The organism is Flavobacterium gilvum (assembly GCF_001761465.1).
GTDB lineage: Bacteria > Bacteroidota > Bacteroidia > Flavobacteriales > Flavobacteriaceae > Flavobacterium > Flavobacterium gilvum.
Map to the genome: position 1 here is coordinate 4,214,861 of NZ_CP017479.1, position 14,862 is coordinate 4,229,722.

11 protein-coding genes are annotated in these 14,862 nt (G+C 34.7%); 9 read left to right on the forward strand and 2 right to left on the reverse strand.

Annotation, left to right across the window (positions count from 1 at the left end; all coding sequences use genetic code 11):
- Positions 1–53: 53 nt before the first annotated feature.
- The 9 genes from EM308_RS17025 to EM308_RS17060 all read left to right on the forward strand — a co-directional run bounded on the left by EM308_RS17025 (position 54) and on the right by EM308_RS17060 (position 12,543).
- On the forward strand, positions 54–623 hold the full coding sequence (locus tag EM308_RS17025; protein WP_035640278.1) for a cob(I)yrinic acid a,c-diamide adenosyltransferase: 570 nt from the start codon (positions 54–56) through the stop codon (positions 621–623).
- Between the two features lie 186 nt (positions 624–809).
- Positions 810–1,031 (forward strand): DUF2795 domain-containing protein, encoded by a 222-nt coding sequence (locus EM308_RS17030; protein ID WP_007138072.1) that lies wholly within the window; start codon positions 810–812, stop codon positions 1,029–1,031.
- Between the two features lie 104 nt (positions 1,032–1,135).
- Positions 1,136–4,480, forward strand: a complete 3,345-nt coding sequence (secA, locus tag EM308_RS17035) for a preprotein translocase subunit SecA (protein ID WP_035640280.1) — start codon at positions 1,136–1,138, stop codon at positions 4,478–4,480.
- A 281-nt stretch (positions 4,481–4,761) separates the two neighbouring features.
- Positions 4,762–6,039 carry a phospholipase D-like domain-containing protein gene (locus tag EM308_RS17040; RefSeq protein WP_035640282.1) on the forward strand — a complete coding sequence of 426 codons (1,278 nt, stop codon included), beginning with the start codon at positions 4,762–4,764 and terminating at the stop codon, positions 6,037–6,039.
- 61 nt (positions 6,040–6,100) lie between these two features.
- Positions 6,101–6,796 (forward strand): hypothetical protein, encoded by a 696-nt coding sequence (locus tag EM308_RS17045; protein ID WP_035640283.1) that lies wholly within the window; start codon positions 6,101–6,103, stop codon positions 6,794–6,796.
- Between the two features lie 342 nt (positions 6,797–7,138).
- A complete protein-coding gene (locus EM308_RS18300) occupies positions 7,139–7,315 on the forward strand; it encodes a hypothetical protein (protein ID WP_231560043.1) in 177 nt (58 codons plus the stop codon).
- Between the two features lie 402 nt (positions 7,316–7,717).
- Positions 7,718–9,880: a TonB-dependent receptor gene (locus EM308_RS17050; RefSeq protein WP_035639436.1), complete on the forward strand. Its 2,163-nt coding sequence runs from the start codon at positions 7,718–7,720 to the stop codon at positions 9,878–9,880.
- 4 nt (positions 9,881–9,884) lie between these two features.
- Positions 9,885–11,096: a sialidase family protein gene (locus EM308_RS17055; protein WP_035639419.1), complete on the forward strand. Its 1,212-nt coding sequence runs from the start codon at positions 9,885–9,887 to the stop codon at positions 11,094–11,096.
- Between the two features lie 154 nt (positions 11,097–11,250).
- Positions 11,251–12,543 carry a DUF389 domain-containing protein gene (locus tag EM308_RS17060; protein WP_035639422.1) on the forward strand — a complete coding sequence of 431 codons (1,293 nt, stop codon included), beginning with the start codon at positions 11,251–11,253 and terminating at the stop codon, positions 12,541–12,543.
- A 92-nt stretch (positions 12,544–12,635) separates the two neighbouring features.
- Here the strand turns inward: EM308_RS17060 and EM308_RS17065 are convergent, their stop codons facing one another.
- Together EM308_RS17065 and EM308_RS17070 are read right to left on the reverse strand one after the other, a co-directional pair.
- Positions 12,636–13,127: a hypothetical protein gene (locus tag EM308_RS17065; RefSeq protein ID WP_156101376.1), complete on the reverse strand. Its 492-nt coding sequence runs from the start codon at positions 13,125–13,127 to the stop codon at positions 12,636–12,638.
- Between the two features lie 153 nt (positions 13,128–13,280).
- A complete protein-coding gene (locus EM308_RS17070; protein ID WP_035639433.1) occupies positions 13,281–14,744 on the reverse strand; it encodes an aminoacyl-histidine dipeptidase in 1,464 nt (487 codons plus the stop codon).
- Positions 14,745–14,862 lie beyond the last annotated feature (118 nt).

Here is a 14,862-nt window from a genome sequence, read left to right on the forward strand (position 1 = left end):
AAACAATTAAACTTAGCTTCTCAGCAACTTAGAAACTTAGCAACTCAAAAAAAATGAAAGTCTACACAAAAACCGGAGACAACGGAACAACTTCCCTTTTTGGAGGAACAAGAGTACCAAAAGACCATATCCGGATAGAAAGTTATGGCACTGTTGACGAATTGAATTCTTATATAGGACTTATTCGTGATCAGGAGATAAACAGTCATTATAAGGACATCCTTATCGAAATACAGGATCGGCTTTTTACCATAGGCGCAATTTTGGCCACTCCTCCCGAAAAAGAAGTGTTGAAAAACGGTGAACTACGCCTGAAAAAACTCGGAATATCAGAAACTGATATCAATTTACTGGAAAAAGAAATAGATACTATGGAAGAAGCGCTTCCAGAAATGACTCATTTTGTTTTACCAGGCGGACACCAAACTGTGTCATATTGTCATATATCACGATGTGTCTGCCGACGTGCAGAGCGATTAGCAGTACATTTAAGTCATAATGAACCTGTTGCTGAAATAACTATTAAATACTTAAACCGACTTTCTGACTACCTTTTTGTATTGGCACGAAAATTGTCTTTAGACTTGAACGCCGAAGAAGTAAAATGGATTCCCAGAAAATAGAATTCAATTAAAAGATAACGGCTTACAGATAACAGAATTTGGAATGAATTTTCAGCAATTGGGCCGAAATATTTTTCTTTAATATTATTGTCTGAAATTACGTTCTTAACTTTAAAAAAAATAAATCATTTTTTACTTGTCTTTTTCAGTAAAAAATTTATTTTTGCAAAAACTAAATCGACAAATATGTATTGGACATTAGAATTAGCATCATATTTAAGCGATGCACCGTGGCCTGCTAACAAAGACGAACTTATTGACTACGCTATTAGAGCAGGTGCTCCATTAGAAGTAGTAGAAAACCTTCAATCAATCGAAGATGAAGGCGAAATATATGAATCAATGGAAGAAATTTGGCCAGATTATCCTACAGACGAAGATTATCTTTGGAACGAGGATGAATACTAAAAAAAGTAAACCAAGAAAAAGTCTCAGAAGAGGCTTTTTTTTTGCTTAATTTTACGCAGTTTTTTACAATCACAATTACAATAAAATAGAAATATAAATAAATCATGAGCTTCATAAACAGTATTATTAAAATCTTTGTTGGAGATAAATCCGAAAAAGATGTCAAAGCCTTACAACCGTATTTAAACAAAATTAAAACTTTTGAAGGTCCTTTGCAATCTTTGTCAAATGACGAATTAAGAGCCAGAACCGTTTTTTTCAAAGAAAAAATAAAAGAAGCTCGTGCCGAAAAAGACTCCAAAATTGCTGCTCTTAAACTCGAAGTAGAAAGTATTGAAGACATTGACAAACGCGAAGATATTTACATCGCCATTGATGCTCTTGAAAAAGAAGCCTATGATATATCTGAAAAAACGTTGAAAGAAATTCTTCCGGAAGCTTTTTCGGTTGTAAAAGAAACGGCAAGACGTTTCAAAGAAAATGAAGAAATTGTAGTTACCGCTACCGCAAAAGACAGAGAATTGTCTGCTACCAAAAGTTATATCACCCTTGATGGAGACAATGCTATTTGGGCCAATAAATGGAACGCAGCTGGTAAAGATATCACTTGGGACATGATTCACTACGATGTTCAGTTGATAGGTGGAATGGTGTTGCACGAAGGTAAAGTTGCTGAAATGCAAACTGGAGAAGGTAAAACATTGGTGGCAACCTTGCCTATTTACCTTAATGCTTTGACAGGAAACGGAGTACACTTGGTAACTGTGAATGACTACCTAGCCAAACGTGATAGTACATGGAAAGCTCCATTATTTGAATTTCACGGATTAACCGTTGATTGTATCGACAACCACCAACCAAGTTCTGATGGAAGAAAAAAAGCATACGAAGCGGATATCACATACGGAACAAACAACGAATTTGGTTTTGATTACCTAAGAGACAATATGGCGCATTCGCCAGAAGATTTGGTTCAAAGAAAACACAACTTCGCAATTGTCGACGAGGTCGATTCGGTTTTAATTGATGATGCCCGTACACCACTTATCATTTCGGGTCCAGTTCCACAAGGAGACCGTCATGAATTTAATGAATTGAAACCAAAAATTGAAAATCTGGTTGCTTTACAACGCCAATTGGCAAATGGTTTTCTTGCTGAAGCAAAAAAATTAATCAAAGAAGGAAATACCAAAGATGGTGGTTTCCTATTATTAAGAGCTTACAGAAGTTTACCTAAAAACAAAGCATTGATTAAGTTTTTGAGTGAAGAAGGAGTTAAACAACTGCTTCAAAAAACCGAAAACCAATACATGGAAAACAACAATCGCGAAATGCCAAAAGTGGATGAAGCGTTGTATTTTGTGATTGAAGAAAAAAACAATCAGGTAAGTTTAACAGACAATGGTATCAAATTCCTGTCTGGGGATACTGATGCCGACTTTTTTGTACTTCCTGATATTGGAACCGAAATTGCCACTATCGAAAAGAAAAAACTGGACAAAGACGCCGAAGCCGAAGAAAAAGAAAGGTTATTCCAAGATTTTGGTGTAAAAAGTGAACGTGTCCATACTTTGACTCAACTTTTGAAAGCCTATACTCTTTTTGAAAAAGATGTGGAATACGTAATCATGGACAACAAAATTTTGATTGTTGATGAACAAACGGGGCGTATTATGGATGGTCGTCGTTATTCTGACGGTTTGCACCAAGCCATTGAAGCCAAAGAAAATGTAAAAATCGAAGCCGCTACTCAAACATTTGCCACAATTACATTGCAGAATTACTTCAGAATGTACAGTAAATTGGGCGGAATGACTGGTACTGCTGTTACCGAAGCAGGAGAGTTATGGGAAATTTACAAACTGGATGTGGTAGAAATTCCTACTAACAGACCAATGGCTCGTATTGACAAAGAAGATTTTATATACAAAACGACTCGCGAGAAATTCAATGCCGTTATTGAAGACGTAACTGAATTATCAAAAGCCGGAAGACCTGTCCTTATTGGTACAACTTCGGTTGAGATTTCAGAATTATTAAGCCGAATGTTAAAAATGCGTGGTATTCCCCACAACGTTTTGAATGCCAAAATGCACAAACAAGAGGCGCAAATCGTTGAAGAAGCAGGAAAACCAGGTGTGGTAACCATAGCTACTAACATGGCAGGTCGTGGTACCGATATTAAATTGACTCCCGAAGTAAAAGCTGCCGGAGGTTTGGCAATTGTAGGTACTGAACGTCACGATTCCCGTCGTGTAGACCGTCAGTTGCGTGGTCGTGCCGGTCGTCAAGGTGACGTGGGTAGTTCTCAATTTTACGTTTCTCTTGAAGATAACCTAATGCGTTTGTTTGGTTCTGAAAGAGTTGCCAAAGTAATGGATAGAATGGGATTGAAAGAAGGTGAAGTTATCCAACATTCGATGATGACCAAATCTATTGAGCGTGCACAGAAAAAAGTGGAAGAAAACAACTTTGGTGTTCGTAAACGTTTATTGGAATATGATGACGTTATGAATGCACAACGTGAAGTAGTTTACAAACGTCGTCGTCACGCCTTGTTTGGTGAGCGTCTGAAACTGGATATCGCAAATATGCTTTATGATACTTGCGAACTGATTGTCGATGAAAACAAAGCTAAAAACAGCTTCAAGGATTTTGAATTCGATATTATTCGTTATTTTTCATTTACATCACCAGTATCTCAAGAAGATTTTTCTAAACTGACCGAAATTGAAATCACAGGCAAACTTTATAAAGCGACCCTTGAATTTTATACTCAAAAAACAGAAAGAAGCGCCAGAGAAGCTTTCCCGATCATCAAGAATGTTTACGAAGACAGAAACAATCATTTTGAGCGTATCGTAGTTCCGTTTACCGATGGAATAAAAATGTTCAACGTGGTAACTGATCTGAAAAAAGCATACGAAACTGAAGGAGCACAATTAGTTGCTGATTTTGAAAAAAACATCACTTTGTCCATTGTTGACGAGGCTTGGAAAAAACATTTGCGCAAAATGGACGAATTGAAACAATCGGTTCAATTGGCTGTTCACGAACAAAAAGATCCATTGCTTATTTACAAATTGGAGGCCTTCAACTTGTTCCGTGGTATGCTTGACAATGTGAACAAAGAAGTGATTTCGTTTTTATTCAAAGGTGATTTACCGGCTCAAAACGCTCCTGTAATCGAAGAAGCCGTAATCGAGCGTCAGGTTGAAGATTACCAATTGACCAAAGATGAAATTCCAAATAGTGAGAGTATCAATCGTGAAGCGGGAGAAACCCAACAACGCCAAGTTACCGAAACTATAGTAAGAGATATGCCAAAAATTAACCGTAACGACAATGTTACGATTAAACAAGTGGCCACCGGAAAAACGGAAAGCATGAAATACAAAAAAGCCGAAAGTTTATTATCTACCGGTGAGTGGGTTATCGTACAAGAATAACACTCAAAATACAATCAATAAAAAGGATCCCCGATTACGAAAGTAGTTGGGGATTTTTGCAAATCTAAATTTATTTCAGAATATTTTCATTTATATTACAAATATTTAATGATTCAAGTCATAAACAGAAGAAACCCTAAATTCAAATAGCAATATATAAGAATTATTTTTTAAATTTGAAATATATCAAATGAATTAAAAAATGTATTTGCACGTACTGAAATGGCAAGACATTAGAAGCTTTTTTTTCGTATTAACATACAATAAATCAAAACAAGCAAATGAACAACGAAGTACTTTTCAATAATATCAAACCTAAAATCCAAGAAGAGCTTAAAAAATCAAGAACTTCTGTTTATTTAGCAGTTGCTTGGTTGACTGATGACGAATTATTTGCTGATTTGATTCAATTATCAAATAAAGGAATTGGGATAAAAATTATTTTAAATGATGATGAAATTAATCAAAAATCTGGATTAAACTTTTCTGAACTTTATCGAAATGGAGGTCTTATATACTTTGTTGATTCTTTGAGAAATTTAATGCACAACAAGTTTTGTATTATAGACGAAAAAGTGACAATTAACGGATCATTTAATTGGACAAGAAAAGCTAGTAATAACTTAGAAAACATCACAATCATTCGGGATGAAATAATTAGCAAACAATTTCTAGTTCAGTTTAATGAACTAACAAAAACTACCTATCAAAGTCCTGAATATCATAATTTAGAAAATTCGGAAAACCTAAAAATACAATTAGAGAAAGACCTCTCGTATGATGAATTAATTTTAAGGGCAGCAAAGAGAAAAGAAAATGCGAGTTACATAATGGCAATTCACGATTATAGAAATGCTCTAAAGATTAACAACGATGACAAAAACATACTTTTTGATTTAGCATATTGCCAATCAGAAGTTGGAGATGATAAAGGTACTATTGAAAATTATAGCGAATACCTAAAACATTATCCAAACTCCTCAGCTGCATATAATAATAGAGGAATTGCTTATGAGAGGCTAAAAGAAGTTAACAAAGCAATTGAAGATTATAGTTCCGCAATATTAATTGATGAGAAACTACTTTATTATGAAAATAGAGCAATTGCATTTAGTTCATTTTTGCCTAAAAATGGAGATATTTATTCGCAACAAGAAAATGTTACTGAAAACAAATCAGATTATTTACAAATAGATTTCCTGAAAAAACAAGGAAAAAATGCAAATCAAGATTATCTCACCATCTTAAAAAAATTTCAGGATATTGATAGACAATATTACTATAGAAAATTATCCGAAATTAGTTTTATTATTTTAGAGTATGAAATGTCGCTTGAATATATCTCAAGAGCAATGGCAAATGGAAAAGAAGATTATTCTGATTATTATACAAGAGCTGTATTGTACTTAATAACTGATAATTTTGAAAATGCATTACTCGATATTAACAAAGCATTATCTTATTCACCTAACAGTAGTGATTATAAAGAATTATTACAGAAAATAAAACGTGAGAAACTTAAACCTAAAAATTGGTTTAAACCAAATAATGTGTGGTAATAAAGCTTCTAGATGTTGAAATTACATTAGTAATTAAGAAACTATTACCAAAACTAGTCATATGAATTCAACTTTCCTAAAAATAATAAAATCGCGTGAAGACATTTCTGATTATCTTTTTCATTTCACAAAAAAAAATAATGCTAAAGAAACATTACATAAAATAATAGACGATAATTATTTAAAAGACATTGGTGAAAAAGGAGTTCTTTGCTTTACAGAATCACCAATAACTTTGCTTATTGAAATGTTTAAAATATTTGAGAAATATCCAAACCCAATGTATTCACCTTATGGAATTGCAGTAAAAAAAGATTATTTTTTTAATTTGGGCGGTAGAACTGTTGTTTATGGTAGTTCTGAAGATAAAAAAGAACTTTTACCTTCGTCTCAATGGCGCTTTGAAGAACATAAACCACAAATTAGAGATTTTAGTTGGTTAAGAGAATGGAGAATAAATAAAAAAGAATTAGAACTCGATAAAGATAATTTTTTTGTAATTACCAAAACAAAAAAAGAATTAGAAGAAATTGTATTTGATAAATCAAATATTATAGATATAGAATTTGATGGAGATGTTGCCGATGGACAATTTTGTGGATTTGCCACAGGAATAATAGGTAGAAGTTTTAAAGGTATATCAATTGAAGACATAGAAGATTTTAATAAATTATCAAAAGAAGAACTTGAAATAATTTTATCAAATCAAAATTTAGATGATACATCTGGGACAAATTTAGGTTCATTTGTGATGTAATCTCTTCCAGTTCAAGTACAAGATTCCCTTGTCAAAACCACATAACCCATTGATTACCAAAATATTTTGAGATTTTCACATTAAAGACATTGTTGTCTTAAACAAAAAACAGTACTTTTGCACTAAATATAGATCCGCCTGAAACGTATTTTTGTCATATTACTTTCTACCATATTACTGCTTCCCTCTTTTGGAAACATAATTATATATGCCAAATTCAAAATAAACCAGGACGAAATCGTAAAAACTATTTGCGTTCAACGTAAATTCCCTAAAAACACCTGTCAAGGACATTGTGCCCTCAAAAAAAGCTTAAAACAATTAGAAGAAAATGAAAAAGAAATGCAAAACAACCTCAAAGAAAAAATGGAGTTGGTTTACATTCAAAACACTCAGGAAACGGTGTGTTCTTTCATAGCGCCTTCCTGTTTTTCTTCTCAAAAGAACTATTTTCACATTGATGGAAAACCAATTTCGGTTGTGTTATCCAATTTCCGACCTCCCTCCTATTTTATATAAATTAAAATTCAGCCGGTTTTAATGTAAAAACTTAAATCCGATTATTCTTTTTTGGAGCAGAACATTTGTTATTCTCTCAAGAATTCTCCCGCTTTACGCTACACACGAGTGATAGCGAACTGACGAAGTAATCTTGAAAACCGAACCCCGGTCCTCAAGGATTTTCGCTGCAATCGGAGCTAACGACAACATTCAGCTTTTTTAAAGATTACAAAAAGTAGAAAATTCAATAATCGAATTAAAAAGTTTTTAATCACAAAGAAGCCAAAAAGCCCACAACGCTTTGCGAACTTCGCGTAATTCTTTGTGCACTTTGTGGTTAAACCCGGCTTTGAAATGTCTTTTCATTGGTAAAAAACAATGAAAACGATTGCTATTATTTTCAATTTATATAAATCAAAAATGAAGAAAATACTATTTCCCCTTTTGTTAATGGGACAAATAGCTGTTGCACAAAAAGCCACGACAAAAGACAGTACAAAAACAGAGACACTTGAAAATATTTTCATAACTGCCAATCGTTCGGCAACTTTACGCAAAGAAACCCCCTCTGCAGTCAGTAAATTGACTGCCAAAATCATTAACGAAACCAAAGCCATTGCGGCTTACGAAATCATCAATAAAACACCGGGTGTATTGATGGTAAATCTTGGCAACGAGCAACATATGATAGCCATTCGTCAACCGATGACGACCAATGCTTATTATTTGTATCTCGAAGACGGATTACCCATTCGCCCGATGGGAATTTTCAACCATAATGCCTTATTGGAAATCAACCAGTTCAATCTTCAAAACATAGAAGTTGTAAAAGGCCCCGTGTCATCACTATATGGTTCTGAAGCCGTTGGAGGAACAATCAATTTAATCTCGATAAAACCACCAGTTAATACCGAATTCAAATTTGGAATTCAGGCAGACCAATGGGGCTACAAACGAATCCAAGTTGCCGGAGGAGCAACCATTGGCAAAATTGGTTTTCATATGGCCGGAATTTCCAGTTTACAGGAAAACGGCTGGATGACCTATTCCGATTATAAAAAGGATAATCTCAACGCCCGAATTGATTACAACATCAATAACAAAACACGATTAATCAGTAATACCATGTGGGGCAAATACTATTCTGATATGAGTGGAACTGTAAACGAAGAATCCTTTTATAACAGAACCTACAAAAGCACTACCGATTTTACTTATCGCAAATCAGATGCTTTGAGAACACGTTTGACCTTGGAACACGATTGGAATAAAAATGCCAACAGCTATATTACTGCCTATTACAGAGATAACAAATTGGGACAAAACCCATCGTATGGAATTAAATGGAGTCCAACTGTAAACCCAACAGCAGCAACAGGTGAAGTCAATTCCAACAACTTCAAAAGCTACGGAGCTATCGGACAACACACTCAAAAATTTGAGTTTCTGAATACCAAAATCGTTGGCGGTGCCTTATACGATTATTCTCCTGTAAACTACTGGGCATATTTACTGGAAATGAACGCAAACCTTAATCCAGGAACTCCAGGAAAACAAACGGTGGATTATTATGAAATTACCGCTGAACGTCCTGATGTAAAATTATCCGACTATACTGCCGATATTTTCAACAAAGCCGCTTATGCACAGCTGAGCTTCAACCTGATCGAGAAAGTTGTAGTCACTGCTGGTGCACGATACGATAATTTAAAAGTTAATTACAACAATGCTTTAGACAATTCTGCAGGAACAAAAACATATGACAAACCTACTTTCAAAGTGGGTGGCAATTACAATCCTTTTGAGTCTGCTGGATTTTATGCCAACTATGCCCAAGGATTTGCCCCCCCAGGAATCACCTCAATTTTCAGAGCCAAGCCTGGAACAGGAGGAACAACGGGAAAACCTGCGGAGTTCTACTATAATTTGGAACCAGCAACTTTTGACAATTACGAAATTGGGGGTTGGCTGTCTTTCTTAAAAGGCAAATTAAATTTTGACTATGCTTTTTATTATATGGAAGGCAAAAATGAATTATTAAACGTACGATTGCCAGACAATTCAACTGACTATCGCTCAGTTGGGAAAACCAGACACAAAGGAGTGGAATTTGGAGGGAATTACAAACTGATTTCTGACCAACTGAACATACGTTTTGGAGGCACAGTTGCTGAGCATACTTTTATAGATTTTAAAGTTTCGGATAAACCAACAGATGCTTTACAAGATTTGAACGGAAAAGAAATGCCTCAGGCACCAAGATGGTCGGGAAATTCTGAAATCAGTTATTACCCAAATTGGTTTCCGAAATTCAGAACTTCATTCGAATGGCAATCAGTTGGGAATTATTACCAAGACCAAATCAACACTGTAAAATACGCTGGTTACGACATTTTTAATTTTCGATTGGGTTATGAATGGAAAGGAATCGAAATTTACGGAAACATAATCAATCTTACCGATAAAATATATGCCTCCCAAGTATCGAGAACAAACACAGCAAACTCGCAACCGGCATATTATGCGGCAGCTCCTAGAACTTTTTTAATTGGTTTACAATATAATTTTTCCCTAAAAAAATAACACTATGAAAAATAAATTTATACTGTTTTTACTAATCATCACGGCGACAAATGGATTTGCGCAAAAAGTAAATTCATTGCCTCAGCCCATAGTAAATGAAAACAACAGCAAAACAAGTTGTCCTTTTTTCACACAAAACACAAAAGGAATTCCTGTAATGAGTTTTGTCAAAGAAAAAGATAAGGAAACAGTACTTTGTTATTCTCTATTTGATTCCAACAAAAAGAAATTCGGTAAACCAATAGTAATTGAATCCAGTCGAGGTGCTGAATTACATGGTGAAAATGCACCAAAAATAATTTTTAAACCCAATAATGAAATCATAGCGGTTTGGGGTGTTAACAATCCAAGCGAAAAGAAAAAATACGGAGGTTTAGTCAAATATTCCCAATCTTTTGACAACGGAAAAACATGGACAAAAGCCACCAATTTGGTAAAAGATCAATCAAGCATAGATCAACGCTATTTTGATGTTGATTTGCTTTCCAACGGCGAAGCTGCAATAATATGGCTTGATAGCAGAACCAATACAGACAAAGAGGGTTCGACACTTTATTATGCGGCAACTATTGGGAAATCTGGATTTCAAAACGAAAAACCCATTGCCGAAACCACTTGTCAATGCTGCCGAACCGATTTATTTATTACCAAAAATGGAAAAATCAACGCAGCATTTAGACAAATTATCAATGATGAAATCCGTGATATGGTATTGACAACTTCAAACGATAATGGAAAAACTTTTTCTCAGCCCAAACGCATCAGCCCGGATAACTGGAAAATAAACGGATGCCCGCACACCGGCCCAGCCATGACCGAAAACGAAAATGGATTGCACTTTTCCTGGTACACTTCGGGCGGAGGAACCGGAGTCTATTATTGTAATTCTTCCGATTATGGAAAAAGCTTTGCAAAACGAAACATTGTCAGCGACAAACCATCGGCCAGACATCCTCAAATTACAACATTAAACAACTCAGCTATTATTATTGTTTGGGACGAAACAGTAACTAAAAACGACAATATGTCTGTCAAAATTGGGTTACAACACCGCGACAAAAATGGAAAAATCATTTCCACAAAATTCATTTCTCAAAAAGGCAAAACAGCCACTTTTCCAATCATTAAATCGATTAACAAAAGTCAACTTTTGGTAGCTTGGAGTCAAGAATCGACCGATGAAAATGTGTATTATAAAGTGGTTTCCATAAATTAATCACCTTAAGAATTTATCTTAAAAACAAACTTCATTACAATCCTCAATCGATTCTGATTGAGGTTTTTTTTTAACTTCAACACCAAAAACACGAGAGAGAATATGTTAATTTATTTCGTTAAATTTACTTAAGACAAAATAAAATTAAAGCCAAATGAACGAACTAATCAGCAAATTCATCAATTTTATCGACCTTCACAAGGGTGAAGAAGACAAAAAAAAGGTTTTAGAAAACATAATTGGCAATATTTCGTTTAAAGGTTCCAATTTATGGATATTGGCGTGTGCCATAGTCATTGCTTCAGTAGGACTCAATGTCAATTCTACTGCCGTGATTATTGGCGCCATGTTAATTTCTCCATTAATGGGACCAATAGTTGGCGCCGGTTTTGGATTGGGAATGTATGACTTTGAATTGGTCAAAAAATCAATAAAAAATCTTCTGATTGCAACTGTTGTCAGTCTGATTGTTTCCTCGTTTTACTTTTATATCAGTCCGTTCAAAGAGGTTCAGTCAGAACTTTTGGCACGAACATCACCCAATATTTATGATGTTTTGATTGCTTTTTTTGGTGGATTGGTCGGAGTTATTGCAGTTACCCGAGTCGAAAAAGGAAATCCAATCCCCGGTGTAGCCATTGCTACGGCTTTGATGCCTCCTTTATGTACAGCCGGTTATGGACTGGCAACCGGAAATTACTTATTTTTTGCAGGTGCTTTGTATTTATACATAATTAACTGCGTATTTATATGCATTGCCACTTTTGCCATTGTCAAATTTTTAAAATACCCAATTGCCAAACAAATTGATTTAAAACATCAAAAGCAGGTAAAACAAGCAATGACTGCAATACTTTTAATTATGATTGTTCCTAGCGTTTATTTTGCCTATCGATTATTTGACGAAAAAAAATATATGCAGCGAACCAAAGATTTTATTGAAAATGAATTTCCGCAAAAAGAGTTCACTATTATTTATAAAAAAACTTATTTTAACGCCAATCCAAAAATTATTGAATTGGCATTTTTATCCAAAAGATTTAGCAAGACAGAAATAAAAAATCTGAATCAGAAGCTGAAAGAATATGATTTACCAAACACCCAACTTGTCATAAAACAGGATACTATTGATTTAAAAAATGATATTTTGAACTCTATCGACGATTATAAAAAATCTGAAACCGATAAAGATCAATTAATTCTGGATTTGCAAAAAAGAATTTCAAATTTTAAAGCCAACAATACAAAAGTTAGCCGCGAAGTAGCTATTTTATTCCCTGAAATAAAATCAATTGCCATTACGCAATATGCAAGCAAAGAAAAAACAATCCCAGTATTATTGTATAAAAGTGATAAACCAATACATCCTGATTCCAAAATGAAATTAGTTGTTTGGCTAAAACAAAGACTGGAAAAAGACAGCGTGGGAGTTTACAGGCAAGAGTAAAACAGATTTCAGTGTTCAGTTTTCAGTAAAAAAAGTGTTCAATTTCAGAAACTGAACACTTTTTATCGAAAGACGTTTTTTTGTATAAAATGCTATTTTTGTTGACTTTTCATTTGCACCAGTTGTCCATAAGTAGGAATCTGTTGCATAATTTGAGCTCTAAGCAAAGTCAGTAAATAAACCTCTGCTTGATAAAACTGAAATGCAGTTGTAGCATTTGTCGCATTTTTTATTTTTTTATAATATGTCTCCAGAGTTCTTTCTTGATCTTTTCTGTTTTTAAAATATTGATTAGCCAGAGACTCAGCCAATTCCGGAGTCAAAGAATGATAAGAAAGAGCTGTGTTTTGATACAATTTTATTCGTTCAATGGCGGTCTGTTTGTTTTTCAATTGATACTCATCATAAATTTTCCAAAATACTTCTGCTTGAGATTCGGGAAGAACAACAAGTTTTGAAACAGCTTCTTTTTTTTCAAGACCCAAAACACTAACCATAGCATCCAATTCAAGATCTGATGCTTGGGAATAAGTTGCAATTGTACCAACAAAAAACAACATTAATAGGAATAGATTTTTTTTCATAAGTTTTATACAGTTATATCTAGTTAATGTCATTTGGGCTAGGGGAAATTTCAGCCCAAACAACACTTCTAAAATAGTGATTTTTTGTTCAAAATAACTGTTTAATAGAAATATAACGAAAAAAAGCTATTCCTGTTTTTCTAAAACAGAATCCTATTTCACTGGAATGTTTTTCAAAATTTCTAATACAAATTTCCAATATTTTTGAGCAGAAGAAATACTCGCTCTTTCGTCTGGAGAATGTGCTCCGTGAATAGTCGGCCCAAAAGAAATCATGTCCATGTCAGGATAATTGGTACCAAGAATACCGCATTCTAATCCCGCGTGACAAGCAGCTACATTTGGTTTTTCTCCATTTTGTTTTTCATAGACAGAAACCAAAACATCCAATATCTCCGATTTTGGATTTGGTGACCACCCCGGATACGAGCCCGAGAATTCTACTTCACATCCCATTAGCTCAAAAGCCGAACGCAAAGCATTTGCCATATCAAATTTGGATGATTCGACAGAGGAACGAGTTAAACATAAAACAGAAAGTTTTCCGTTTCCTACGGTTACTTTAGCAATATTATTCGAAGTTTCAACCAGATTATCAAAATCGGCACTCATTCTGTAAACACCATTGTGAGCGGCGTAAATGGCTCTAACAAAATAGAATTGTGCTATTGGAGGCAATACTTTTGCTGGAACTGTATCCAGTTTTTCGAAAACTACTTCCAGATTTGGTTCAGTTGTTTGAAATTCTGCTTTGATTTCGTTTACAATTTGTTGCATATCAAACACAAAAGCCTCGTCATAAACGGACGCAATAATCACTTTTGCAGTGCTTTCGCGCGGAATTGCATTACGAAGTCCCCCTCCGTTTATTTCTGCAATTTGCAATCCAAAATTGTCAAAACCGTCAAATAACAAACGATTCATTATTTTGTTGGCATTCCCCAAACCTTTATGAATATCCATTCCAGAATGACCGCCATTCAATCCTTTTACTTTTATACTATACCCAACAGAGCCGTCAGGAGTGTCTTCTTCATCATATTCAGCAGTCGCGGTAACATCCATTCCACCGGCACATCCAATACCAATTTCATCATCTTCCTCGGTATCCAAATTCAACAGAATATCTCCTTTCAGAATCCCGCCTTGCAAATTCAAAGCGCCTGTCATTCCGGTTTCTTCATCAACCGTAAACAAGGCCTCAATTGCTGGATGTGGGATATCTTTACTTTCCAAAATTGCCATAATCGTTGCTACCCCAAGACCATTATCGGCGCCAAGCGTAGTTCCTCGGGCACGAACCCAATCCCCATCTACATACATATCGATTCCTTGTGTATCAAAATCAAAAACGGTATCCGCATTTTTTTGATGTACCATATCCAAATGTCCTTGTAACACAAGCGCCTTCCTGTTTTCCATTCCTGGAGTGGCGGGTTTACGAATGATTACGTTTCGGATTTCGTCTTCAAATGTTTCCAGTCCCAAACGAGCCCCAAAGTTTTTCATAAATTCAATTACACGCTCTTCTTTTTTGGAAGGACGAGGGACAGCATTCAAATCGGCAAAATTGTTCCAAAGCGCTTTTGGTTCTAGATTTCTTATTTCTTGACTCATTCTATTGTATATTTTTTAATTAAAAAGGTTTAAAATAATAAAACCTCAAAGTTACAAACTCCTCAAACTAGTTTTATAAAAGTTTTCATTTATTTTAACTAATAAAATGAACCGCAAA

Excerpts from the sequence above, each read along its gene's own strand:
- EM308_RS17025 (WP_035640278.1), top strand. The coding sequence starts at position 54 with ATGAAAGTCTACACAAAAACCGGAGACAACGGAACAACTTCCCTTTTT.
- EM308_RS17030 (WP_007138072.1), top strand. The coding sequence starts at position 810 with ATGTATTGGACATTAGAATTAGCATCATATTTAAGCGATGCACCGTGG.
- secA (WP_035640280.1), top strand. The coding sequence starts at position 1,136 with ATGAGCTTCATAAACAGTATTATTAAAATCTTTGTTGGAGATAAATCC.
- EM308_RS17040 (WP_035640282.1), top strand. The coding sequence starts at position 4,762 with ATGAACAACGAAGTACTTTTCAATAATATCAAACCTAAAATCCAAGAA.
- EM308_RS17045 (WP_035640283.1), top strand. The coding sequence starts at position 6,101 with ATGAATTCAACTTTCCTAAAAATAATAAAATCGCGTGAAGACATTTCT.
- EM308_RS18300 (WP_231560043.1), top strand. The coding sequence starts at position 7,139 with ATGCAAAACAACCTCAAAGAAAAAATGGAGTTGGTTTACATTCAAAAC.
- EM308_RS17050 (WP_035639436.1), top strand. The coding sequence starts at position 7,718 with ATGAAGAAAATACTATTTCCCCTTTTGTTAATGGGACAAATAGCTGTT.
- EM308_RS17055 (WP_035639419.1), top strand. The coding sequence starts at position 9,885 with ATGAAAAATAAATTTATACTGTTTTTACTAATCATCACGGCGACAAAT.
- EM308_RS17060 (WP_035639422.1), top strand. The coding sequence starts at position 11,251 with ATGAACGAACTAATCAGCAAATTCATCAATTTTATCGACCTTCACAAG.
- EM308_RS17065 (WP_156101376.1), bottom strand. The coding sequence starts at position 13,127 with ATGAAAAAAAATCTATTCCTATTAATGTTGTTTTTTGTTGGTACAATT.
- EM308_RS17070 (WP_035639433.1), bottom strand. The coding sequence starts at position 14,744 with ATGAGTCAAGAAATAAGAAATCTAGAACCAAAAGCGCTTTGGAACAAT.